Genomic DNA, 24,094 nt, shown 5'->3' with positions numbered 1-24,094 from the left:
ATGAACAACGAGGAAAAGCTCCGCGACTACCTCAAGCGGGCCACGGTCGACCTGCGCGAGAGCCGTCAGCGCGTCCAGGAGCTCGAGGAGCGCGCGCACGAGCCGATCGCGATCGTGGGCATGGCCTGCCGCCTGCCGGGCGGGGTCGGGTCGCCGGACGAGTTCTGGGACGTGGTGAGCGCCGGGCGGGACGTGGTCGGCACCTTCCCGGAGAACCGGGGCTGGGACCTGGACGCGCTGTACGACCCGGACCCCGCCCGGCTGGGAACCTCCTACAGCCGTGAAGGCGGCTTCCTGTACGACGCCGACCAGTTCGACGCCGAGTTCTTCGGCATCAGCCCGCGCGAAGCGGCCGCGATGGACCCCCAGCAGCGGCTGCTGCTGGAGACGGCGTGGGAGGCCTTCGAGCACGCGGGCATCGACCCGACCGCGCTGCGCGGCACCCGCACCGGCGTGTACGCGGGCGTCATGTACGACGACTACGGGACCCGGACACCCCAGGAGCCCGAGCACTTCGAGGGCTACCTGCTGACCGGCAGCGCGGGCAGCATCGCGTCGGGACGGCTGGCCTACACCTTCGGCCTGGAAGGCCCGGCCGTCACGGTCGACACCGCGTGCTCGTCTTCGCTGGTCGCGCTGCACCTCGCGGCGCAAGCACTGCGGCAGGGCGAGTGCACGATGGCGCTGGCCGGCGGCGTCACGGTGATGGCGACCCCGGGCACCTTCGTGGAGTTCTCGCGGCAGCGCGGCCTGGCGCCGGACGGGCGGTGCAAGGCGTTCTCGTCGTCGGCGGACGGCACCGGCTGGGCCGAAGGCGCCGGTGTCCTGGTGCTGGAACGGTTGTCCGACGCACAGCGCAACGGGCACCGCGTGCTGGCCGTGGTCCGCGGCAGCGCGATCAACCAGGACGGCGCCAGCAGCCAGCTCACCGCGCCGAACGGCCCCGCGCAGGAACGGGTCATCCGGGCCGCGCTGGCCGGGGCGCGGCTGTCGGCGTCCGAAGTGGACGTCGTGGAGGCGCACGGAACCGGTACGCGGCTGGGTGACCCGATCGAGGCGCAGGCGCTGCTGTCGGCCTACGGCGAGGCCCGCGGGGACGGCCACCCGTTGTGGCTGGGTTCGGTCAAGTCGAACATCGGGCACACGCAGGCCGCGGCGGGCGTGGCCGGCGTGATCAAGATGGTCATGGCCCTGCGCCACGGCGTCCTGCCCTCGACGCTGCACGTCGACGAGCCGACCCCCGAGGTCGACTGGTCGGCGGGCACGGTGCGGCTGCTGACGCAGGCTCGGCCATGGCCCGCAGTCGACCGGCCGCGCCGGGCCGGGGTGTCGTCCTTCGGGATCAGCGGGACCAACGCGCACGTGCTCCTCGAAGAGGCACCGCGCGCAGCCGAGCCGGAAGCCGTTGTGCCGCAGCAAGTCCGGCCGGCGCCGTGGCTGCTTTCGGCCAAGTCGGAACCCGCACTCCGTGCGCAGGCGAGCCGGCTGCTGACCTGGCTGGCCGCCCACCCCGAGGCGGCCGACACGGACGTCGCGGCCGCCCTGTCCGCGCGGGCCCGGCTGGGCCGCCGTGGCGCGGTGGTCGGCGCCGACCGCGCCGGTCTGCTCGCCGGCCTCGCCGCGCTGGCCGCCGGTGCGGACTCCCCGCACGTCGTGACGGGGGCCGTCACCACCGGCCGGACCGCCTTCCTGTTCACCGGCCAAGGCGCGCAGCGCGCCGGGATGGGCGCCGGGCTGGCGGCCGCGTTCCCGGTGTTCGCCACGGCGCTCGACGAGGTGTGCGCGGAATTCGACGCCCTGCTGGGGGTTTCGCTGCGGGACGTGATGTTCGGTGCGCAGACCCCGCTGGACCGCACCGAATACACCCAGCCGGCGCTGTTCGCGTTCGAGGTGGCGCTCTACCGCCTCCTCGAATCGTTCGGCCTGGCACCGGATGTGGTGGCCGGGCATTCGATCGGTGAGCTGGCCGCGGTGTACGTGGCCGGGGTGTGGTCACTGGCCGACGCGTGCCGCCTCGTCGCCGCCCGCGGCCGGCTGATGGGCGCGCTGCCGTCCCACGGCGCGATGCTGGCCGCCGCGGTGCCGGAGGAGCGGGCGCTGGAGCTCGCCGCGGCCGAGAACGTCTCGCTGGCCGCGGTGAACGCGCCGGAAGCGACGGTGTTCTCGGGCGAGGCGGCGGCGATCGCCGCCCTGGAGGACCGGCTGGTGGCCGAGGGCGTGAAGACGACCCGGCTGACCGTCGGGCACGCGTTCCACTCGGCGTTGATGGAGCCGATGCTCGCCGAGTACGAGCAGGTCGCCGCCTCGGTGGCGTACCGGGCGCCCCGGATCGCCGTCTGCTCCACGGTTTCCGGTGCGCCGGCCGGCGACGAGCTGCTGACACCGCGGTACTGGGTGCGGCAGGTGCGCGAGGCCGTCCGGTTCGCCCCGGCGGTGCAGTCGCTCGCCGACGCCGGCGTGCGCCGGTTCGTCGAGGTCGGCCCGGACGCCGTGCTGACCGCGCTGACCCGCCGGACCCTCGGCGACGAGGTGGCGTCCGGCTCACTGGTCGCGGCGGCGTCCCGGCGCAAAGCCCCCGAGGCGGACCAGTTCCTGCGGTTGCTCGGCGCCGCCCACTGCGCGGGCCTCGCCGTCGACTGGACACCGCTGGTCCCGGGAAAGCCGGCCACCCACCTCGACCTGCCGGGCTACGCCTTCCAGCGCCGCCGCCACTGGGTCGAGCCCGACGACCTCGCGCTCGGCGACCTCGGCCGCGCCGGGCTCGCGGCGCTCGACCACCCGGTGCTGCGCGTGGCCGCGCCGCTGGCCGGCCGCGACGAATGGCTGTTCAGCAGCCGGCTTTCCCCGACCGGCCAGCCGTGGATCGCCGACCACACGGCCTTCGGCACGGTGCTGCTGCCCGGCACCGGGTTCGTGGACCTCGCGCTGGCCGCGGGCCGCCACCTGGACCTGCCCGTCGTCGACGAGCTCGTCCTGTCGGCCCCGCTGCTGTTCGACGGGACCGCCGCCGTGGACGTGCAGGTCGCGGTGACCGAGCCCGACCACACCGGCCGCCGTCGCCTGTCGATCCACTCGCGGGCCGCGACCGGCACCGGCGAGCCGGACTGGACGCTGCACGCCACCGGCGTCCTCGCCGACGGCACCGGGACGCCGGACTGGACCGACCCCGAGTGGCCGCCGTCCGACGGCACGCCGATCGACGCCACGCGCCTCTACGACCGGCTCGCCGAGCTCGGCTTCGGCTACGGCCCGGCGTTCCAGGGCGTCCGCGAGGCCTGGACCAGCGGTGACGACGTCTTCGCCGAGGTGGCTCCGGACGAGCAGGCCGCGGGCTTCGAGGTGCACCCGGCGCTGCTGGACGCGACCTTCCACGCGGCCCTCACCGGCCTCGCCGAAGACCTGCCCGAGGGCAAGCTGCCGCTGCCCTTCTCCTTCACCGGCGTCCGGGTGTTCCGTCCCGGCGCCACCGCGATCCGCGCCCGCATCAGCCGTTCGGGCGCCGGGAAGGTGCGCATCGACGCGTGCGACGACACCGGCGCCGCCGTGCTGTCGATCGACGCCGTGCTCGCCCGTCCCGCGGACGCGCGCGCCCTCGCCGGTACCGGCAGCCCGCTCCACGCGTTCGAATGGACGCCGGTGAGTGCCCCCGCGGTGCCGGACCGGCCGCTGGTCGCGCTGGGCCGTCCCGTTTCCGGGTGCGCCGCTGGAACATTCGCGGACGTCGCCGCGTTCGCGGCCGGAGAGCACACGGGCGCGGCGGTCGTCTGGTCGCCTGAACCGGTGACGGCGGCCGACGTCCCCGCGGCCGTCCACGCCGCCGTGCACGAAGCCCTCGCGCTGCTGCGCGACTGGCTCGCCGAACCCCGCTGCGCCGGCTCGACGCTGGTCGTGCTGACCCGCAACGGCGCGGGCCTGCCCGGCGAGACGCCGGATCCGGCGGCCGCCGCCGTCCGCGGCCTGGTCCGCAGCGCGCAGTCGGAACACCCGGGCCGGATCGTGAACATCGACGTCGTCGACGACACGCCCGTCACCGCCGCCTTCACCACGGACGAACCGCAGCTGGCGATCCGCGACGGCGTCACGACGGCCCCGCGGCTGGTCCGGACCCCGGCCGCCGAACCGGCCGCCGGGGCCTTCGGCACCGGCCCGGTCCTGATCACCGGCGGTACCGGCGGCCTGGGCGCGGTCACTGCCCGCCACCTGGTCACCGCGCACGGGGTGCGCCGCCTGCTGCTCGTCTCGCGCCGCGGTGAGGGCGCCCCGGGTGTCGCGGAGCTGGTCGCCGAGCTGACCGGGCTCGGCGCGGACGTCCGCGTCGCCGCGTGCGACGTCACCGAGCGCGCCGCGGTCGCCGCCCTGCTGGAGGCCGAACCGGTGACCGCCGTCGTGCACACCGCGGGCGTGGTCGACGACGGCACCGTCGAAACCCTGACCGCCGAGCAGGTGGACCGGGTGCTCGCGCCGAAGGTCGACGCCGCCTGGCACCTGCACGAGCTGACCCGCGACCGCGACCTGGCGGCGTTCGTGCTGTTCTCCTCGGCCGGGCCGCTGCTCGGCGGGCAGGGCCAGGGCAACTACGCGGCCGCGAACGCCGCACTGGACGCCCTCGCCCAGGCACGCCGCAGCGCGGGCCTGCCCGCGCATTCGCTGGCCTGGGGACTGTGGAAGCTCGGCATGGCCGAGGCGCTGAACGACCCGGGCGGCGAGCACCTGGTGCGGCAGATCCGCACCCGGCTCGGGCTGGCCCCGATCGAGCCGGACACCGGCATGCGGCTGTTCGACCAGGCGCTGGCCACGCCCGAACCGCTGCTGATGACCGCGGTGCTCGACACCCCCGCCCTCACCGCGCTGGGCCGGCTCGGGACGCTGCCCGCGGTGCTGCGCGGCCTGATCCACGTCCCGGCGCGCGGCCGGGTCGCCGACAGCCCGTTGCGCCGCCGGTTGCTCGACACCCCCGCCGAGCAGTGGGAGACGCTGATCCGCGACGAGGTCCGGGCCATCGCCGCGGCGGTGCTCGGCCACGAGTCGGCCGACGCCGTCGACCCCGGAACCCCGTTCACCGAACTGGGTTTCGACTCGCTCGGCGGCGTCGAGTTCCGCAACAAGGTGACCGCCGCGACCGGTGTCGAGCTGCCGTCCACGCTGGTGTTCGACTACCCGACCCCGGCCGCGGTCGCGGGCTTCCTGCGCACCCGGGTCGACGGTTCGGCGCCGGCGCGCCCGCGTCCGGCCGCGGTCCGGGCGCAGGCCGGGGCCGACGAGCCGATCGCGATCGTCGGCATGAGCTGCCGGTACCCCGGCGGCGTCGAGAACCCCGACCAGCTCTGGAACCTGATCGAAGGGCGCGTCGACGCCATCACCCCGATCCCCGGCGACCGCGGCTGGGACCCCGACCGGCTCTACGACGCCGACCCGGGCAAGCCGGGCCGGATCGCCACCCGCGAAGGCGGATTCCTCCGCGGTGCCGGTGATTTCGACCCCGCCTTCTTCGGCATCGGCCCCCGCGAGGCCGCGGCGATGGACCCGCAGCAGCGGCTGCTGCTCGAGACGTCCTGGGAAGCCCTCGAAGACGCCGGGATCGACCCGGCTTCGCTGCGGGGCAGCGACACCGGCGTGTACGCGGGTGTCATGTACCAGGACTACGGCCACACGGCCCGCGAGGCCGGCGGGGCCGCGGAAGGCTACCTGGCGACCGGATCGGCGGGCAGCGTCGTCTCCGGCCGGGTGTCCTACGCCCTCGGCCTGGAAGGCCCGGCGGTGACGGTGGACACGGCGTGCTCGTCGTCGCTGGTCGCCGTGCACCTGGCGGTGCAGGCGCTGCGGGCCGGGGAGACGTCGCTGGTGCTGGCCGGCGGCGTGACGGTGATGGCGACCCCGCTGCTGTTCCTGGAGTTCTCCCGGCAGCGGGCGCTGTCCCCGGACGGGCGCTGCAAGGCGTTCTCGAGCACCGCGGACGGCGTCTCGTGGGCCGAAGGCGTCGGCGTGCTGGCCCTGGAGCGGCTGTCCGACGCGCAGCGCAACGGGCGCCCGGTCCTGGCCGTCATCCGCGGCAGCGCGATCAACCAGGACGGCGCGAGCAACGGCCTGACCGCCCCGAACGGGCCGTCCCAGGAGCGGGTGATCGCGCAGGCACTGGCCAACGCCCGGGTGGCCGCGGCCGACGTCGACGCCGTCGAGGCGCACGGCACCGGCACCACCCTCGGCGACCCGATCGAGGCGCGAGCGCTGATCAACGCCTACGGGCCGGACCGCGCCGAGCCGCTGCGGATCGGGTCGCTGAAGTCGAACATCGGGCACACCCAGGCGGCGGCCGGCGTCGGCGGGGTGATCAAGATGGTGCAGGCGCTGCGGCACGAGGTGCTGCCGTCCACGCTGCACGTCGAGGCGCCGTCGCCGCACGTGGACTGGTCGGCGGGCGAGGTGCGGATCCTGACCGAGGCCGAGCCGTGGCCGGCCGGGCAGCGGCCGCGCCGGGCCGGGGTCTCGTCGTTCGGGATCAGCGGGACCAACGCCCACCTGATCCTGGAAGAAGCGCCCGCGGCCTCGCCGCGGACGGCCGATCTCCCGCGGCCGGAAGTGGTGCCGCTGCTGCTGTCCGCCCGGACGACGACCGCGCTGCGGGCCCAGGCGAGCCGGCTGCACGACGCACTGCAGGAACGTCCGGAGCTCGACCTCGCCGACGTCGCGGCGACGCTGGCCCTGCACCGCGCGCAGCTCGACCAGCGCGCCGCCGTCGTGGGCCCGGACCGGGAGACGCTGCTCGCGGAGCTGGCGCGGCTGGCCGCCGACGAACCGGAACCCCGCGGGGCCACCGGCCGGACCGCGTTCCTGTTCACCGGGCAGGGCGCCCAGCGCAGCGGGATGGGTGCCGGGCTGTCCCGGGCGTTCCCGGTGTTCGCGGCCGCGCTCGACGAGGTGTGCGCGGAGTTCGACGCCCACCTGGATTCCCCGCTGCGGGACGTGATGTTCGATGCGGAAACCCCGCTGGACCGCACCGAATACACCCAGCCCGCGCTGTTCGCGTTCGAGGTGGCGATGTTCCGCCTGCTGGAGTCGTTCGGCGTGACGCCGGACGTGGTGGCCGGCCATTCGATCGGTGAGCTGGCCGCGGCGTACGTGGCCGGGGTGTGGTCGCTGCCGGACGCGTGCCGGCTGGTGGCCGCCCGGGGCCGGTTGATGGGCGCGCTGCCGTCCGGGGGCGCGATGCTGGCCGCGGCGGTGCCGGAGGAGCGGGCGCTGGAGCTCGCCCGGGACGTCTCGCTCGCCGCGGTGAACGCGCCCGATGCGGTGGTCTTCTCCGGGACCACCGAAGCGGTGTCGGCGCTCGAAGCGGTTTTGGTGGCCGAGGGCGTCAAGACGAGCAGGCTGCGGGTGAGCCACGCGTTCCACTCCGCCCTGATGGAGCCGATGCTGGCCGGGTTCGCCGAGATCGCCGCGGGCCTGACCTACCACGAGCCGCGGATCCCGCTGTGCTCCACGGTTTCCGGTGCTTTCGACGAGCCGCTGACGTCCGAGTACTGGGTGCGGCAGGTGCGCGAGGCCGTGCGATTCGCTCCGGCGGTGCGATCACTGCTCGATGCGGGCGCAGGCCTGTTCCTCGAGGTGGGCCCGGACGCCGTGCTGACGGCGATGACCCGGGCCACGCTCGCGGCCGACCCCACGGCGAGCGCCTCGGTGGTCGCGGGCTCCCGGCGCACGACCGGCGAACCCGAGCAGCTGGTCACCGCGCTCGCCGCCGTGCACTGCGCGGGCCGTGCGGTGCGGTGGGCCGACTTCTTCGGCGCCCGGCCGCAGGTCACGTTGCCCACCTACCCGTTCGAGCACGAGCGGTTCTGGCTGCTGCCGGCGGAGGCCGACGTGCCGCTCGCCGGCGCCGACTCCGCCGACCACCCGCTGCTGCGCGCCCAGGTGCAGCTCGCGGGCACGGACGAGTGGCTGTTCACCGGCCGGCTTTCGCTGCGCTCGCACCCGTGGCTCGCCGACCACACGGTGCACGGCACGGTGCTGCTGCCCGGAACCGGGTTCGTGGAACTGGCGCTGGCCGCCGGCGCGCGGCTCGGCGTGCCGCGCCTGGCGGAGCTGGCGCTCGAGGCCCCGCTGGCCGTCCCGGCCGACAGCGGCGTCGACCTCCAGCTCGCCGTGGGCGAGCCCGACGCCGACGGGCACCGGACCGTGACCGTGCACGCCCGTGCCGCCGACGTCTGGGTGCGGCACGCCCGTGGCCTGCTCACGCCGGCCGGGCCGGCCGCGGCGCCGGACTGGTCGTGGCCCCCGGTGGCGGCCGAACCGGTCGACGCGCACCAGCTGTACCGCGCGCTCGGCGACCGGGGCTTCGGCTACGGGACGGCGTTCACCGGCGTCCGCGCCGCGTGGTCGCGGGCGGAGGAGGTCTTCGCCGAAGTGGCGCTCGACGCCGGAACCGGGGCCTTCGGCGTGCACCCGGCGTTGCTGGACGCGGTGTTCCACGCGGCGGCCGGCCTGCTGACCGAGCATGGGACGCCGTTGCCGTCCGTCTTCGAGGGCGTCCAGCTGGCTCAACCCGGCGTCGGTGCCTTGCGCGTCCGCGTCGCCCGCACCGCACCGGACACCTTCCGGGTGGAGGCGGCCGACGCGACCGGCGCCCTCGTGCTCAGCGTGGACTCGGTGCGGGTTCGCCCGGTCGAGCGGCAGGCGCTGGCCCGGCTGCGTGGCGCGGCACCGCTGTACGACCTCGACTGGGTCGCCGCGCCCGCAGTGTCCGAAGTGGACTCCGGACGTCTCGTCGTGCTCGGCGACCCGGCCGATCCCGCGCCACTGCCGGACGTGCCCGGCACGGTCGTCTGGCCGGCGCCCGGAGGCTCCGGCGCGGTGGACGTCCACACCGGTGTGCTCACGACACTCGCGCTGCTGCAGCGCTGGCTCGGTTCCGGGAACACCGGCCGGCTCGCGATCGTGACGCGGCTGGCCGCCGGGCTGCCCGGCGAGCGGACCGATCTGACCGGGGCCGCCGTCGCGGGCCTGGTGCGCAGCGCGCAGTCCGAGCACCCGGGCCGGTTCCTGCTCGTCGACCACGACAGCGACGCCCTGCCGCTCGAGTCGCTCGCCGCCGCCGTGGCCCGGGACGAACCGCAGGTGGCCGTGCGCGAGGGCCGGTTCCTGGTCCCGCGCCTGCAGCCGCTGGCCGCCGGAGCGGGCGAGCCGCCGTCGTTCGGCCACGGCACGGTGCTCGTCACCGGGGGTACCGGCGGCATCGGCGCGATCGTCGCCCGGCACCTGGTCGAGGCGCACGGCGTGCGGCGGCTGCTGCTGGTGTCGCGGCGCGGTGCCGCCGCGGACGGCACCACCGAGCTGGTCGCCGAGCTGACCGGGCTGGGCGCCGAGGTCCGGGTCGAGGCGTGCGACGTCGCCGACCGGGCCGCGGTCGAGGCCCTGCTGACCGGCCTCGACGGCGACGCCCCGCTGACCGCCGTCGTGCACGCGGCGGGTGTCCTGGACGACGGCACGCTCGACACGCTCACCGCGGCGCAGACCACCCGCGTGCTGGCGCCGAAGGTCGATGCGGCCCTGAACCTGCACGAGCTGACCCGCGACCTCGAGCTGTCGGCGTTCGTGCTGTTCTCGTCCGCCGCGCCGCTGCTCGGCGGGCAGGGACAGGGCAACTACGCCGCCGCGAACAGCGTGCTGGACGCGCTGGCCCGCGTGCGGCGCGGGGCCGGCCTGCCCGCGCACTCGCTGGCCTGGGGCCTGTGGACGGTCGGCATGGCCGGGGCGCTCGGCGGCGACGGCGGCGAGCAGCACGCTCGGCAGATCCGGGCCCGGCTGGGCCTGCTCCCGATCGACCCGGGGGCCGGGATGGCGTTGTTCGACAACGCACTCGCGAGCGGCCGGGCGACCCCGGTGACGGCCCTGCTGGACCCGGCGGCGCTCGCCGACCTGGCCCGCGGCGGCACGCTGCCCGCGGTGCTGCGCGGGATGGTCCGGGTGCCGCAGGCCGCCGCGGGTGCCGAGGTCAGCCTGGCGCGCCGGCTGGCGGCCCTGCCGGAGGCCGACCGCGACGGCGTGGTCCTGCACGAGGTGCGCACCGCCGCCGCGGCGGTGCTCGGCCACGCGTCCGGTGACGCGATCGACCCGGCGGCGCCGTTCACCGAGCTCGGGTTCGACTCCCTCGGCGCGGTCGAGTTCCGCAACCGGCTCGGCAGGCTGACCGGCCTGACGTTGCCGTCGACGCTGGTCTTCGACCACCCGACCGCCGCGGACGTGGCGAAACTGGTGCGCTCGCAGCTCGAGGACACCGGCGTGGCCGAGCAGGCCCCGGCCGGCGTGCGCGGCACGATCACCGAGCTGGTGTCGGCGGCGCACCGCCGCGGCGACCTGGCCGGGGCGTTGCCCCTGCTGGTCGCGAGCTCGGAGCTGTCGGCGACGTACGGCGACGCCTCGGCTCGGCGCGCGGCCGTGCAGCTGCTGGCCCGCGGCACGGCGGCACCGGCCCTGATCGGCATCCCGTCGTTCCTGGCGGGGTCGGGTCCGCACCAGTTCGCCCGCCTGGCCCGCGAACTGGGCGGCGAGCGCCGGTTCAGCGCGCTGCGCCTGCCGGGAACCCGCCCGGGCGACGACCTCCCGGCCACCTGGACGGCGGCGATCGGCAGCCTCGCCGCGGCGGTCGCCGCGGAAGCCGAGCGGAGCCCGGTGGCACTGCTCGGCTATTCGGCCGGTGGCGCGATCGCCCACGCGGTCGCTCGCAGGCTCGAAGACGACGGCGTCGAGCTGGCGGGCGTCGCGATGATCGACACGTACGCACCGGAGGACGTCGAGCTGAACCGTTCGGTGCTGACGGACGCGCTGGGCCAGATCCTGGTTCGCGACCACGCCTTGACCCCGGTCGACGACCACGGCCTGGTCGCGATGGGCGGCTACGTGCGGATCTACCCGGACCGCGAGGCCCGGCCGATCACGGCGCCGACGTTGAACCTGCGCGCCACCCAGGCCCTGACCGGTTTCGGCGACGCCGCACCGGTGCCGGGGTGGCAGCACGGGGGAGCGGCCGAGTGGATCGAGGCGGACCACTTCTCGATCATCGAGGAGCAGACCCCGAAGACGGCGGCCCAGCTCCGCGGCTGGCTCGATTCGCTGGATGGCTAGGGAAGTCCGGGCAAGCCCGGCTCGCTTGGTGGCGGGCCGGGCTTGCCCGCTTGCGCCCCGCAGCCCGGAACCGCGGCGCCGGCTGGGGGAGACCGGCGTGGGGCTCGACGGGTGCGGGGGCAAGTTTCAGGGCGCGGGGAAGGGATCGCTCGCCGATCGGCCGGGGCGCCACTCCGCGATGCGCGCGTAGTGTCCTGCCGCTCCCGGTAGCGGGCATTCCCGGGCGGGCTTCGCAAGAGCCGCAGCTCACGAGCGAACGTGGCGATCGGCCCGGCGGAGTGCTCCGCCATTTCCTTTGCTGGGCATGGAAAGGGCCGCTAGGCGAGAGCTTGTCCGTTCCGGCGCCGGAGCAGGGAAAGCGAGGCTCGGTCAGCACCGTGCGGCGGGAGCAAGCCCCGAAGGCGGCGGCCGCCTCGCTCGGTGGCCGATGGGGAAGTCCGGGCAGACCCGGCTCATGGGGAGCCGGGCCTGCCCGCTTGCGCCCCGCAGCCCGGAGCACACCGCCGGCTGGGGGAGACCGGCGTCGGGCTCGACGGGTGCGGGGGCAAGTTTCAGGGGCGCCGGGGAGGGACTGCATCCGCGACGCGCGCGGTGTGCGGCGAACGTGTGGCCGGCTCGAATCGTTCGTCGGCCGTGGGGAAGTCCGGGCGAGCCCGGCTCACGAAGAGCCGGGCTCGCCCGCTCGCACCCCGCATCCGGAAATGTGGCGCCGGTTGGGGGTTACCGGCGCCGCGGCTCGACGGTGCGGGGCACAAGTTCCGGCGGCGCCGGGACGCCACCCGCGAGTGGCGTCCCGGCGCTGGACCGCGATCAGCCCGCGGGGGAGGTCGCCTCGGCGCGGCTTTCGTCCTCGGCCGGTTCCACCCGCTTCCGGGACGGCCGCAGCGCGTACACCAGCACCGCCGTCGCGACCAGCGCGATGACCATGATCCACACCGCGCCGACGTGCATCGCGTGGATGAACGCGTGGTCCGCCGCTTCCGCGAGGTCCGGCCGGTCGAGCGTGCCCGCCACGTGCCGGGCCTGCTCCGCGGAAACCCGGACGCTGTCCTGCAGCCCCTTCGGGACGTCGGCCACCGAGGGCTCGATCGCGCTGCGGTAGGCGATCGACATGATCGTGCCGCCCACCGCGATGCCGATCACGCTGCCCGCCTGCCGTGCGGTGTTCGTCACCGCCGAGCCTGCGCCGGAACGCTCCAGCGGCAGGCTGCTGATCAGCGCCCCGGTCACCGGGGCCAGCACCATGCCGACGGCCAGCCCCTGCGCCAGCAGCAGGACCTCGATCCAGACGAGCGGGGTGTCCAGGTCGAAGAAGCCGACCGCGCCGAAGGTCAACGCGGCGACCGCGACCGACGGCACGGCGACGACGCGCAGGTTCCACCGGCGGACCAGCCGGGCGCCCAGCGGCGCGCCCACCACCGCACCGACCGCGGTCGGCACGTTGGCCAGCCCGGCCTTCATCGGCGAGAAGCCCAGCGCGCCCTGCATGTAGAACGCGTTGTAGAACGTCACCGCCGCCACCGAGAACAGCAGCAGCGCCATCGACGCGTTGCCGCCGCCGAACATCCGCTGCGCCAGCAGCCGCGGGTCGAAGCTCGGCTCCCGCGTCCGCAGCTCGACGAGCACGAAGACGGCCAGCAGGGCGAGCCCGAGGGCGATCGGCGCCCAGACGTCCCACCGGCCCCAGTCGTCCACCTGCCCGGCGCGGATCAGGCCGTAGGTCAGCGCCGCGAGCCCGCTGATCGACAGCAGGATCCCGGCCGGGTCCAGTGGGCGCACGGTGGGGCTGCGGAAATTGGGGACCAACAGGACGATCCCGGCCAGCGCCACCACGACGACGGGAACGTTGACGAGGAACACCGAACCCCACCAGAAATGGCTGAGCAGAAGCCCGGCCAGCACCGGTCCCGCGGCCATTCCGACCCCGGTCGACGTCGAGGAAATCGCGATGGCCGTGGCCCGTCCCGGTCCGGTGAAAGTCCACAACAGGATGGCGAAGTTGGCGGGCATGATGAGCGCGGCGCCGACACCCATCGCGGCCCGGGCGGCAATCAGCTGTTCGGCGCCACCCGCGTAGGCCGCCCAGACCGAGGCCGCGCCGAAGACCACCAGGCCGACGGCGAGGACGTTCCGGTGGCCGAAGCTGTCGCCCAGCGCGCCGGCGGTGAACATCAAGGTCGCGAAGACCAGCGTGTACGCCCCGGTGGCCCACTGCAGCTCGGCCGGGTTCGCGCCCAGCCCGCGGACCGGGTCGGCCAGGGTTTCCAGGGTGATGCTGAGAACGGTGTTGTCCAGCCAAATCAGCAGCGAACAAACCATGAGAACGGCAAGAATCAACTGCTGCCGGAACTTGGGCAGCGTTGGAGGCGCGGTCATGGACACCTTCGGATTTCGATCGACGGGAACTCGATCGACCATAAGCAAACGCGCGCAACGCTGTCAAGTTTCGTGATTATCGCCGATTATCTTGCGGTCGAACTGGTGATATGCCCGGGGATCGATTTGCTGTCGATGCAATTGTGTGCCCACTGGTGAATTTGTGCTCGAAAGCATTTTATGGCCCGGGGAGGGTTGCCGCCGGGCGACGGCCGTGCCCCCGGGGACCTCGCGCCGGTGAACGACCGTGACCAGCGCCGCCGTCGTCAGTTCTGCGTGGCCACGAGGTAGACGGTCGCGTCGGGGCTGGTGTTCTCCGTCATGACCCGGCGCCTGGCGTCGCCGGTTCCGGCGATGTCGGTGGCCTTGTCGGGGTGCCAGGTGCCGCTGCCGGGGACATCCTCGTCGGTGACGGTCCGGCGCCCCGGGGTCAGGGCGGGGAGCCCGCTGTCGGTGAGAAAGCGCGCCACGGCGCCGGCCGGCATCCGGATCTGGGCGAAGGTCCGTGACTCCAGCCCGCCGGAGAGGGCCGTGCGGGCCGCGGACAGCACGAGCGAGCCGGCCGGCAGCCGGACGCCGGCGTTGGCCTCCAGCTCCGCCGGCGACTGCGTGGTCGTCTCGTCCGGGAGGAAGCGCGATTCGGCCGGCGCCGGCGCCGGTGCCGCACAGCCGGCCAGGACGAGCAGCGCCGCGGCGAGCAGAGGCCACTGTGGACCGGGTGGGCGCGGTGCGGAGTCGTCCTCGGGCATGCGGAACATCGTGGCACGTCCGCCCGCGCCGTGCGCATCGTTCGGTTCAGGTGGACTGCTGGACGGAAGGTGAGCGGAAGGCAAGAGCTCGCGAATCCGCCCACACCGCGCCCGGGAGCGAGACATCATGCTCGCCGTGCCCACTTCACCGTCCGCCGCACCTGCTCCGCCGCGGGAGACTTTCGTCCTGCGGGTCGTGCGCCGCCGGGATCTCGTCCGGCTGCGGCGGTCCGGGCCGCCTCCGGGCGTGCCCTTGCCGGTGACGCACACCGACGGCCGGGATCCGCGGTACCCGTCGCCGCGTGCCCTCCGCGAGTTGCTCGGGGCCCTGCTGGAGTTCGCCGTCCACGTCGGCTTGGCCGTGGCGGCCGCCGTTGCCGTGCAGCGCACGCCGGCGGCCACCCCGACAGCGGTGACCCTGACGCTGATCGGCGGCTTCTTGGTCGTGTCGTTCGCCGACCGGGTGCTCGCCCAGCGGCTCTTCGCCGCGTCGCTCGGCAAAGCGTTGCTGGGACTGCGCGTGATCCGGTTCGACACCGGTGGTGGACCGACGCTGTGGCCGCTGCTCAAGCAGTGGTTGTTCGGGTTCGCCGTCGTCTTCAGCCTGTTCGGCTGAAGCACCGGCCTGCTCGGTCACCCCAGCTTCGCCGCCGCCGCGAGCAGGTGGGCGAGCTCGGCCGGCTTCGTGTGCATCGGCCAGTGCCCGGAATCGATGTCTACCAGGCCGAGATTCTTCACCCGTGCCAGCTCGGGAAGGTCGCCGGCGTCGAGCCAGGCTTTGACCTCGGCCGGCGTGAATTCGGGGCACACCACCGTGACCGGCACCTCGAAGCGCCGCTCGTCGGTCAGCCGGACGGTGCCGGTGGCCACCCCCGCCGGAACGGGGATCGCGGCAGCCGCGAAGGTGCGCTTGGCCTCCTCGTCCAGGTCCGCCGAGTCCGGCCCCTCGAACGGGGCCCAGCCCGGGAACGGCATGACGCCGTCCCGCAGCTCGAAGAAGTCGGCGTACGGCTTCCCGTCGACACCCGGGAAGCCCCCGACGAGGACCACCCTCGCGATCTTGCCCGGCCGGGCGTCCGCGGCCAGCCACGCCAGGGTGGCCGCGGCCGAGTGCCCGACCACCACGGGCTCGCCGGCGGCCGCGTCCACGGCGGCGAGCACGGCCGCCACCTGGTCGTCGAGGGTGGCGTCGGCCTGGCCGGGCAGGGTCAGCGGGACCGGGCGGTGGCCGAGCGACCGGAGCGTGTCCGCGACGCCGGTCCAGGCGGCGCCGTCGAGCCACAGGCCGGGGATGAGCAGGATGTCCATGAGCAGTTCCTCTCGTGCGGTCGGGTGCCACGCTAGAGGCAATTCCGGACAATCCGCTTCCGGTTCAGCGGACGATCGCCTAGCCTGCCCCGGTGCCGAGTGAGCTCAGCCCGACCGCCCGGGCCCTGCGCGCGCTGGAGATCCTCCAGGCGCGCCCCGGCACGACGGCCGAACAGCTCGCCGTCCGGCTCGGCGTCACCGAACGCGCCGCCCGCCGCTACGTCGGGATCCTCCGCGAGGCGGGCATCGACGTCGAGTCCGCGCGGGGCCCGCACGGCGGCTACCGGCTCCGGCGCGGGACGAAGCTCCCGCCGATCGTGTTCACCCAGGCCGAGGCGCTGGGCCTGGTCATGGCGGTGCTCGACGGCCAGCCGGCCGCCACCGAAGCCGGCGACCCCGGTCGGGGCGGCTCTCGGCAAGGTCATCCAGGCGCTGCCGGAGAACGTCGGCAAGCAGGCGGCGGCCCTGCGCGAGCACGCCACGGCCGCGCCCGACCGGACCTCGGCCCGCCCGGACCCGGCGACGACCAGCGTCCTCGTCGCCGCCGTCGCGGCCAGGCACCGGGTGCTGATCGCCTACCGGAGCGAGGCCGGCCGCGCCTGGGAGTCCGAAGTGGACCCGTGGGCGGTCGTGGTCCGCCACGGTCGGTGGTACCTGCTGTGCCACTCCCACCGGGCGGCCGCCACCCGCACGTACCGGGTGGACCGGATCCGCACGGTGAGCCGGACCGGACACGAGTTCGAGCCGCCCGAGGACCTCGACCCGGTCGCGGCACTGGAGGAGAACCTGGGCACGGGCTGGGAGTTCCCCACCCGCGTCGTGTTCGACGCCCCGCCGGCCGAGGTGGCCCCCTGGATCCGCCCGCCGATGGGCCGGCTGCACCCGGCGGGGGACGGGTGCGTTCTCATCGGCAGCACCGGAAACCCGGCGATGTACGCCCAGGAGTGGCTGGCGGCGGTGCCGTTCCCCTTCCACGTCGAGGGCGGACCGGAGCTGCGCGCCGCGGTCGCGGACGTGGCAGCACGCTTCGCCGCGGCGCTGCCGCCGCAAGACAGCTAGGACTGCGCGCGCGAGAGGATCCCGCGGACGAGGACGTCGATCGACCAGGCGAACCTCTCCTCGCCGGTGCCGGACACGATGTCCTTCCGTGCGGCGTGGACTCGCGGGTACTCCTCCGCCGGGGCGCGGTTGATCGCCTGGGCGACGGGGCCGTCCGGCGCTCCCGGGTCCGGGCCTTGGGCGTGTTCCGCCGCGATCGCGGTGGCGAACGCGGTCAGCAGGTCGATGGCCCACGCCGCGTTCGCCTGGTCCACACCGGCTTCGGCCAGCAATTCGAGCAGGGCTTCGGTGATGCGCAGCGCGTTCGGTCCGACAGCGGTGGTCCGGACGGCCATCAGGGCGACGGCCGGGCTGCTCATCAGGACTCCGGTGTAGGAGCGGAGAAGTTCCTCGAGCCGGTGGCGCCAGGAACCTTCGGCCGTGCCGACCTCGACCGCTTCCAGCGCGCGGTCCAGGACGAGCGCCTGCAGTTCGCTCAGGTCGGAGACGTGCGCGTAGAGCGAAGCCGGGCCCGTGTCGAGGGCCTTCGCGATCTTGCGGAGGCTCATGACCCCGTCGTCCGACGTGAGCTGACGCAGCGCCTCCTCGATGATCGCGTCGCGGCTCAGCAGCGGTTTCGCCGCGCGGCGACGGCTTTCGACCTCGGCGGCGCCGAAGGGATCACGGTGGGGCACCACCGGACGATAGCCCTCGCGAACCCTGTTCGTCAAGTTGACGAACAGGGTTCGTTAAGCCTACTGTTCGCGGGGTGGCCGCCGGCCACGGAAACGCTTTCTCCATCGGGACAGGGGTGAATCGGCATGTCCACACGCATCGCCATCGTGGGCGCGGGCCTGAGCGGGCTCGTCTGCGCGCGCATTCTCCAGCGGAACGGAATTCCCGTCACCGTCTACGAAACGGACGCCACACCGGACGCCCGCCGGCAGGGCGGCTCGCTCGACATCCACGAGGACACCGGGCAGGTCGCGCTCGAGGAAGCCGGCCTGTACGAGGAGTTCCGCGCTCGTACGCACGTCGGTGGTGAAGACGTCCGCCTGCTCGACAAGACCGGACGCGTCCACATCGACCGGCGCGAACCGGCGGGCGGCAACGGCCGTCCGGAAATCGACCGGGCCGAACTGCGGCGGCTGCTCGTCGAGTCGCTGCGGCCGGGCACGATCGCCTGGGGCCGCAAGGTCGTCGCCGCACGGCCGGCCGAGGCGGGACACACGCTGGAGTTCGCGGACGGCTCGGTGACCCGTGCCGATCTCGTCGTCGGCGCGGACGGCGCGTGGTCGAGGATCCGGCCGCTGCTGACCCCGGTCAAGCCGCACTACACGGGGATCACGGTGGTCGAACTGCGCCTGGCCGACGCGGCGGCCAAGCACCCCGAGGCACTCGCGATCGCCGGTAGGGGAACCTTCTTCGCGTTGTCGGACCACAAGTACATCGGTGGCCACGGAGGTGACACGATCGCGTTCGGCTGCGGCTTGCGCGTGCCCGAGAACTGGGTCACCGACAGCGGGATCGACTGGCACGAAACGGAATCCGTCCGTGCGGGGCTGGTGCGCGAGTACGCCGGCTGGGCCCCGGCGCTGACCGACCTGATCCGCGAGTGCGACGACGACGCCATCTGGCCCCGGCCCATCCACGCGCTCCCGACCGGCCTGCGCTGGGAGCGGGTCCCCGGCGTGACCCTGCTCGGCGACGCCGCGCACGTCATGTCGCCGTTCGCGGGCGAAGGCGCCAACATCGCCCTGATCGACGGCGCCGACCTGGCCCGCGAGCTCCTCGGTCGCGCCGACGTCGAAACCGCGCTGGCGCGTTACGAGGCCGGGATGTTCCCCCGCGCCGCCGAAGCCGCGGCGGCGTCGCAGAACGGCCTCGACATGATGTTCGTCGACGGCGGCCCGGTGCGGATGATCAGGTTCTTCGAGGGGGTGGGTGCCGGATCGGCGTAGGTGTCAGACCCTCAGGAGCGCAAGCCGGTTCTGGTGAGGATGTCCGTGGCCACCCGCTCGGGTGTCTCGAGGTGCGGGCAGTGGCCGGCGTCCGCGTACTCGACGAGGTCGGCGTCCGGCTTGCGGCTGCGCAGTTCCCGCGCGATCCGCGGCCCGGAAACCGGATCGCGCATCCCCCACAGGAACGACAGGGGAACTTCAGTGCCGGTGAAAACCGGCTCGAAGCGGTCACGATGAGCCGCGCGCTCGGGGATGTACCGCAGCAGCCGTGCGGTCAGGTCGGGGTCCGGGTCGCCCGCGCGCAGCGCGCGGTAGTGCAGCGCAGCCGTTCCGGGGTCCAACGGGTGCTCGGGGGAGAACACCCGGGACCACGACCGGACGAACTGCCGCTCGGTCAGGGAACGGGCGAGCAGGCGGCCGGCCACCGGCCACAGCGAGGCCCGCTGGATCAGGCGCGGCCGATATTGGTCGGCGTACAGCCCCGCGTTCAGGAACACGCACCGGTCGATCCGGAACGGCAGCTCACGGGCGAGGAGCTCCGAAGCCACGATCGCGCCGTAGTCGTACGCGACCAAGGTGACCGCCTCGAAGCCGAGTGATGCGATCAGCGCTTGGGTCAGATCGGCTTGTTCGAAGAAGCTGTAGCGGTGCTTTTTCGGCTTCTCGGACGCGCCGAAGCCGAGGAAGTCGAACGTCACGACGGTGTGCCGGCGCGCCACCAGCGGCTCCACCCCGGCCCACTCGAACGACGACGCCGGGAAGCCGTGCAGCAGGAAGAGGGGGCTGCCGCTCCCGGTCACCCGGCGGAACACCGCGCGGGGCACACCCCGCACCGGCACGCTCGTCGTCTTGCCCTGCCCGTGCCATTCCGTGAGCTGGTCGGCCATGGCTTCACCCGCTAACCTAGTGATCGTTAGGTTAAGCATCAGACAGGAGCCGTCGGGATGTCAAGGGAGCCCAAGCGGCGGATGTCCGCGGAGAAGCGGCGCGCGGTGATCGTCGAGAACGCGACCGAGGTCTTCGCCGAACGCGGGTACGACGGTGCGCCGGTCGACGAGATCGCCCGGCGCTCGGGGATCTCGGCGCCGGTGCTCTACGACCACTTCCCGTCGAAGCTCGCCCTGTTCCAGGAGGTGCTCGCCGCCGAGTACGGCCGGCTGCGCGCCGCCTGGGAGGTCACCTTCGCCGCCCCGGAACCCCTGCGGGAGCGGTTCGCCGCGTCGCTCGACGCCTGGTTCGCCCACGTCGAGCGGCGCCGCAGGTCGATCCCCGTCCTGTTCCAGGTCGCCACCGCCGACGAGGGAGCCCGCCAGGCGCAGGTCGACGCCACGCGCGCGAGCCGGGCCGCGCTGACCCCGTTCGTCACCGGGGCGCTGGCCACCGACGATCTCGACACCGAAATGCTGATCGAGATCATCGCCGCCTCCCTGCGCGCCCTCGCGCTCTGGTGGTACGACCACCCGGCGGTGCCGCGCGTCAGGCTGGTGAACTCGGCGCTGGACGCCCTGTGGCCGGCCATCGAACAGCGGGCACCCTGAGAGCTACCACGGCGGAATCCCGTCGGCGTCCAGGAAACCGCCGGTGGGATCGTCCGGCCCGAACTGCGCGGCCCGCACGATCGGTGCCGCGCCGGCCTCGACCGGCTGCACCCCGGGCGGCGGGTTCATCCGGTCGCCTGGGCCCGGGGTCGACGACGTTGATCCTCAGGCCAGGAAAGGCCTTCGCGTACTGCACCGTCAGCATCGAGAGCGCCGCTTTCGACGCCGTGTAGGGGACCTCGACGAGGCTGGACTCCAGCCGCGCCGGGTCGTGGACGCGGCCGAACGAACCGGTGCCGCTGCCGACGTTGACGACCACGCCGTGCCCGGACCTCTCCGGGAGGAACCCGATCCCGGGGACTGCCGGCTCGAGGGACTGACCCGAGCCGCGGTCTTCAGGCGTGTTCGACCGCCGCCGCCCCGTCGAGGCCGAGGAGCTCGATCGCCGTGGCGCGCATTTCGACCTTGCGCACCTTGCCGCTGACGGTCATCGGGAAGTCGTCGACGAGGTGGACGTAGCGGGGGATCTTGTAGTGCGCGAGCTTCCCGGCGGCGAACGACCGGACGGTCTCGGCGCTGAGCCCGGCGGCGCCGGGACGCGGTTTGATCCAGGCCATGATCTCCTCGCCGTACCGCCGGTCGGGGACGCCGATGACGTGGACGTCGTGGATGTCCGGGTGGGTGTGGAGGAACTCCTCGATCTCCCGCGGGTAGACGTTCTCGCCGCCCCGGATCACCATGTCCTTGAGCCGGCCGGTGATGTTGACGTAGCCGTCCTCGTCCATCGTGGCGAGGTCGCCGGTGTGCATCCAGCCTGCGGTGTCGATCGCCTCGGCGGTCTTGTCCGGCTGGTCCCAGTAGCCGAGCATCACCGAATAGCCGCGCGTGCACAGCTCACCCGGCTCGCCGCGCGGCACGGTCCGGCCGGACTCCGGGTCGACGACCTTGATCTCGACGTGCGGGTGCACCCGGCCCACCGTGGCCACCCGGCGGTCGAGCGGGTCGTCGACGCGGGTCTGGGTGGACACCGGCGAGGTCTCGGTCATGCCGTAGATGATCGTCACCTCCGTCATGCCCATCCGGGTCACGACCTGCTTCATCACCTCGATCGGGCACGGCGAGCCGCCCATGGCGCCGGTGCGCAGGCTGGACAGGTCGAAGCCGTCGAACCCGGGCACCGCCAGTTCGGCGATGAACATCGTCGGCACTCCGTAAAGGGCGGTGCAGCGATGTTCGGCGACCGCGGCGAGGGTGGCTTCGGGGTCGAACCCGGTGGCGGGGTAGACCATGCACGCGCCGTGCGTGGTGGCGCCGAGGTTGCCGATCACCATGCCGAACGTGTGGAACAGCGGGACGGGGATGCAGACCCGGTCGGCTTCGGTGATCCCGCAGACCTCGGCGGTCAGGAAACTGTTGTTGAGGATGTTGTGGTGGGTGAGGGTGGCGCCCTTGGGGTGGCCGGTGGTGCCCGAGGTGTACTGGATGTTGATCGCGTCGTGCGGGGACAGCGCCGCCTGCCGCCGCGCCAGCACCTGCGGGTCGCCGTCGCGGTCGGGCAGCGCGTCCCACTCCGGGCTGCCGATCACCAGCACGGCACGCAGGTCCGGGCAGGCCGGCCGCACCTCGTCGAGCATCGCGGCGTAGTCCGCGCCCTTGAAGCCGGCCGCGGCGACGAGCGTGCGGATGCCGGCCTGGGTGAGCACGTAGGACAGTTCGTGCGTCCGGTACGCCGGGTTGAGGCACACCAGGATCGCGCCGATCTTGGCCGTGGCGAACTGCAGCACCGTCCATTCGGGACAGTTGGGTGACCAGATGCCGACCCGGTCGCCCTTCCCGACGCCCAGCCGGATCAGGCCGAGCGCGAGCGCGTCGACGTCGGCCTTGAGCCGGGTGTACGTCCAGCGCCTGCCGGTCGCGTGCTCGATGAGGGCGTCGCGGTCACCGTGAAGGGCGGCGGTGCGGTCGAAGTTGTCGCCGATTGTCTCCTCCAGGAGCGGGAGATCGGTCGCGCCGCGGGTGTGGGACAGGGTGGTCATCGTGTTCCTCCGGTGGGTGTGGGCAGGTCCTTGCGGTAGGCGAGCGCCGGCCATGGCCGGCAGGCGTTGAGGCCGTAGTGGGCGTTCATGTCGCGGTCGAACTCCGGCGCGCGGCGGTAGCCGAGACGCGCGTAGAGCGCCAGCGCCGCGGTCATGAAGCCGGAGGTGTGGAAGGCGAAGACGGGGGCGCCCGACGCGCGGGCCCGGTCTTCCAGCGCGGCCATCAGCGCGTCGGCCACGCCCCGGCCGCGGAAGCCGGGGTGCACGCCCATGCCCCGGCCGCTGGCCCAGCCACCCGGCCAGCCCAGGTTCTGCACGGTGGCGTCCGGGTAGAACGCCGCGTAGCCGGCGATCTTCCCGCCGACCTCCGCGACGAGCAGCTGCCCCAGGCGGGCGTGGCGGTCGAGGTCGAGCAGATCGGCGCGGTAGGCGTCCCACACCGCGGGGGAGATTTCGCCCGCGTACTGGGCGTAGGCGGCCCCGAGCACCTCGCGGATCGTCGCGTGGTCGTCCGCCAGGGCCACCCGCACCCGCAGGCTGCCGGCGCGGGGAAGGGCGAGCGTCGCCAGCACGCCGGCACCGGCCAGCGCCGCGCCGACCCACAGCGCCGGCACCACGCCGTCGACGAGCCGGGCGGGTGAACCGAGATCGCCGTGGGCGGCGAAGACCGAGGCGAGCACCGCGACCCCGAGGACCACGGCGATCTCCCGCACGGCGGTCGTCGCGCCGGAAGCCTGCCCCTGCTCATCCGGTGCCACCGCGCCGAGGACGGTGGCGGCCGCCGGGGCGAAGAACAGCGCCGAACCGGTACCCAGCACGACCAGCCCGGGCACCAGCACGCCGTAGCCCACGCCCGGCGCGGTCACGGCCGCGAGCCAGGCCAGGCCGGTGGCGACCAGCCCCACCCCGAGGGCCAGCAAGGGACGCGTGCCCCACCGGTCGGACAGGACACCGGCCAGCGGCGTCAGCAGCATCGGCATGACGACCATCGGCAGCATGCGCAGTCCCGCCTCCAGCGGCGAGGCGGTCAAGCCGGTCTGCAGCAGGTGGGTGACCAGGAACAGCCCGCCGAAGAGGGCCGCGTACTTCAGCAGCGCGGTGAGGTTGGCCGCGGCGAAGGCCCGGTGCCGGAAGAAGCGCATCGGCAGCATCGGTGCCGGCGCCCGCGTCTCCCAGGCCACGAACAGCACCAGGGCCAGGACGCCGGACACCAGCGCCACCAGCACGTCCGGGCGGGCCCAGCCGTCACCGCCCGCCCGGATCACCGCCCACACCACGCCGAACACCCCGGCGCCGCTGAGCGCGACGCCACGCAGGTCGAGCCGGCCGTGCGGCCCGTGGCTTTCCCGCAGGTACCGCCGGGCCACCGGCACCAGCACCAGGCCGAGGGGGACGTTGAGCCAGAAGATCCACGGCCAGCCGGCAAAACTCGTGAGGGCGCCGCCCAGCAGCGGCCCGGCGACCACCCCGAGGCCGCCGACCCCGCCCCACGCGCCGAGCACCGCGCCACGGCGGGCCGCCGGGGCCGCCGCGCTCAGCAACGTCAGGGACAGCGGCGCGAAGACCGCCCCGCCGGCGCCCTGGACCGCGCGGGCCGCCACCAGCGTCCCGACGTCCGGCGCGAGCGCCGCCGCGGCCGACCCGGCGGTGAAGACGGCCAGTCCGATCGCGAACACGCGGCGACGGCCGAAGCGGTCGCCCAGCGCCGCCCCGGCCAGCAGCAGCACGGCGAAGGACAGGGTGTAGGCGTTGACGGTCCACTCGGCGCCCGCGAGGCCGGCGCCGAGGTCGGTCCGGAGCACCGGCAGGGCGGTGGTGACCGCCAAGCGGTCCAGTGCGAAGAGGAACCACGCCGACGAGGTGATGGCGAAGGTCCGGGCGAACAAGCTCATGCCAGGCAGCGTGCGCGGCGGTCACCTTCGCGGGCACTAGGGCGGAACCCCAGGTACGACCCCAGGTTCGCGAGGTGT

The 24,094-nt window shown here is 74.0% G+C and carries 13 protein-coding genes and 1 pseudogene; 6 read left to right on the top strand and 8 right to left on the bottom strand.

Translation table 11 applies throughout. The features are described 5' to 3' along the window. Window positions 1–11,118 (top strand): type I polyketide synthase, encoded by an 11,118-nt coding sequence (locus HUT10_RS51115; protein WP_176172655.1) that lies wholly within the window; start codon window positions 1–3, stop codon window positions 11,116–11,118. Between the two features lie 810 nt (window positions 11,119–11,928). Here HUT10_RS51115 and HUT10_RS20215 read toward each other — a convergent pair. After that, window positions 11,929–13,494, bottom strand: a complete 1,566-nt coding sequence (locus HUT10_RS20215; RefSeq protein WP_176172654.1) for an MFS transporter — start codon at window positions 13,492–13,494, stop codon at window positions 11,929–11,931. 266 nt (window positions 13,495–13,760) lie between these two features. Continuing rightward, on the bottom strand, window positions 13,761–14,243 hold the full coding sequence (locus tag HUT10_RS20210) for a hypothetical protein (protein ID WP_176172653.1): 483 nt from the start codon (window positions 14,241–14,243) through the stop codon (window positions 13,761–13,763). Between the two features lie 136 nt (window positions 14,244–14,379). On the opposite strand from HUT10_RS20210, the gene HUT10_RS20205 reads away from it, so the two are divergent. Continuing rightward, on the top strand, window positions 14,380–14,859 hold the full coding sequence (locus HUT10_RS20205; RefSeq protein ID WP_176172652.1) for an RDD family protein: 480 nt from the start codon (window positions 14,380–14,382) through the stop codon (window positions 14,857–14,859). Between the two features lie 17 nt (window positions 14,860–14,876). Here the strand turns inward: HUT10_RS20205 and HUT10_RS20200 are convergent, their stop codons facing one another. Then, window positions 14,877–15,551, bottom strand: coding sequence for an alpha/beta fold hydrolase (locus tag HUT10_RS20200; protein ID WP_176172651.1), 675 nt, complete (start codon window positions 15,549–15,551; stop codon window positions 14,877–14,879). A gap of 92 nt (window positions 15,552–15,643) precedes the next feature. Here HUT10_RS20200 and HUT10_RS51110 point away from each other — a divergent pair. Both HUT10_RS51110 and HUT10_RS51105 read left to right on the top strand, forming a co-directional pair. Continuing rightward, a pseudogene (locus tag HUT10_RS51110) lies at window positions 15,644–15,778 on the top strand (HTH domain-containing protein); the annotation flags it as partial. Between the two features lie 337 nt (window positions 15,779–16,115). After that, on the top strand, window positions 16,116–16,610 hold the full coding sequence (locus tag HUT10_RS51105) for a YafY family protein (protein WP_254896951.1): 495 nt from the start codon (window positions 16,116–16,118) through the stop codon (window positions 16,608–16,610). On the opposite strand, the gene HUT10_RS20190 is transcribed toward HUT10_RS51105, so the two are convergent. Beyond that, window positions 16,607–17,284, bottom strand: coding sequence for a TetR/AcrR family transcriptional regulator (locus HUT10_RS20190; RefSeq protein ID WP_176172650.1), 678 nt, complete (start codon window positions 17,282–17,284; stop codon window positions 16,607–16,609). The genes HUT10_RS51105 and HUT10_RS20190 overlap by 4 nt on opposite strands. A gap of 126 nt (window positions 17,285–17,410) precedes the next feature. Between HUT10_RS20190 and HUT10_RS20185 the strand changes: the two genes are divergently transcribed. Then, window positions 17,411–18,550, top strand: a complete 1,140-nt coding sequence (locus HUT10_RS20185) for an NAD(P)/FAD-dependent oxidoreductase (protein WP_176172649.1) — start codon at window positions 17,411–17,413, stop codon at window positions 18,548–18,550. An 11-nt stretch (window positions 18,551–18,561) separates the two neighbouring features. On the opposite strand, the gene HUT10_RS20180 is transcribed toward HUT10_RS20185, so the two are convergent. Then, window positions 18,562–19,437 carry an alpha/beta fold hydrolase gene (locus HUT10_RS20180; RefSeq protein ID WP_176172648.1) on the bottom strand — a complete coding sequence of 292 codons (876 nt, stop codon included), beginning with the start codon at window positions 19,435–19,437 and terminating at the stop codon, window positions 18,562–18,564. 57 nt (window positions 19,438–19,494) lie between these two features. Here HUT10_RS20180 and HUT10_RS20175 point away from each other — a divergent pair, with 57 nt between their 5' ends. After that, window positions 19,495–20,088, top strand: a complete 594-nt coding sequence (locus HUT10_RS20175) for a TetR/AcrR family transcriptional regulator (RefSeq protein WP_176172647.1) — start codon at window positions 19,495–19,497, stop codon at window positions 20,086–20,088. A 3-nt stretch (window positions 20,089–20,091) separates the two neighbouring features. On the opposite strand, the gene HUT10_RS51865 is transcribed toward HUT10_RS20175, so the two are convergent. The 3 genes from HUT10_RS51865 to HUT10_RS20165 form a co-directional block, all read right to left on the bottom strand. Continuing rightward, on the bottom strand, window positions 20,092–20,217 hold the full coding sequence (locus HUT10_RS51865) for a hypothetical protein (protein ID WP_303246971.1): 126 nt from the start codon (window positions 20,215–20,217) through the stop codon (window positions 20,092–20,094). A gap of 266 nt (window positions 20,218–20,483) precedes the next feature. After that, on the bottom strand, window positions 20,484–22,124 hold the full coding sequence (locus HUT10_RS20170) for an AMP-binding protein (protein ID WP_176172646.1): 1,641 nt from the start codon (window positions 22,122–22,124) through the stop codon (window positions 20,484–20,486). After that, the gene (locus tag HUT10_RS20165; RefSeq protein WP_176172645.1) at window positions 22,121–24,016 is read right to left on the bottom strand and encodes a DHA2 family efflux MFS transporter permease subunit; all 1,896 of its coding nucleotides are present in this window, start codon (window positions 24,014–24,016) and stop codon (window positions 22,121–22,123) included. The genes HUT10_RS20170 and HUT10_RS20165 overlap by 4 nt, the downstream gene beginning before the upstream one ends. Window positions 24,017–24,094 lie beyond the last annotated feature (78 nt).

This window comes from Amycolatopsis sp. Hca4, assembly GCF_013364075.1.
GTDB lineage: Bacteria > Actinomycetota > Actinomycetes > Mycobacteriales > Pseudonocardiaceae > Amycolatopsis.
The sequence above is the reverse complement of the archived record's forward strand: the minus strand, read 5'-3'. Positions and strand labels throughout refer to the sequence as shown.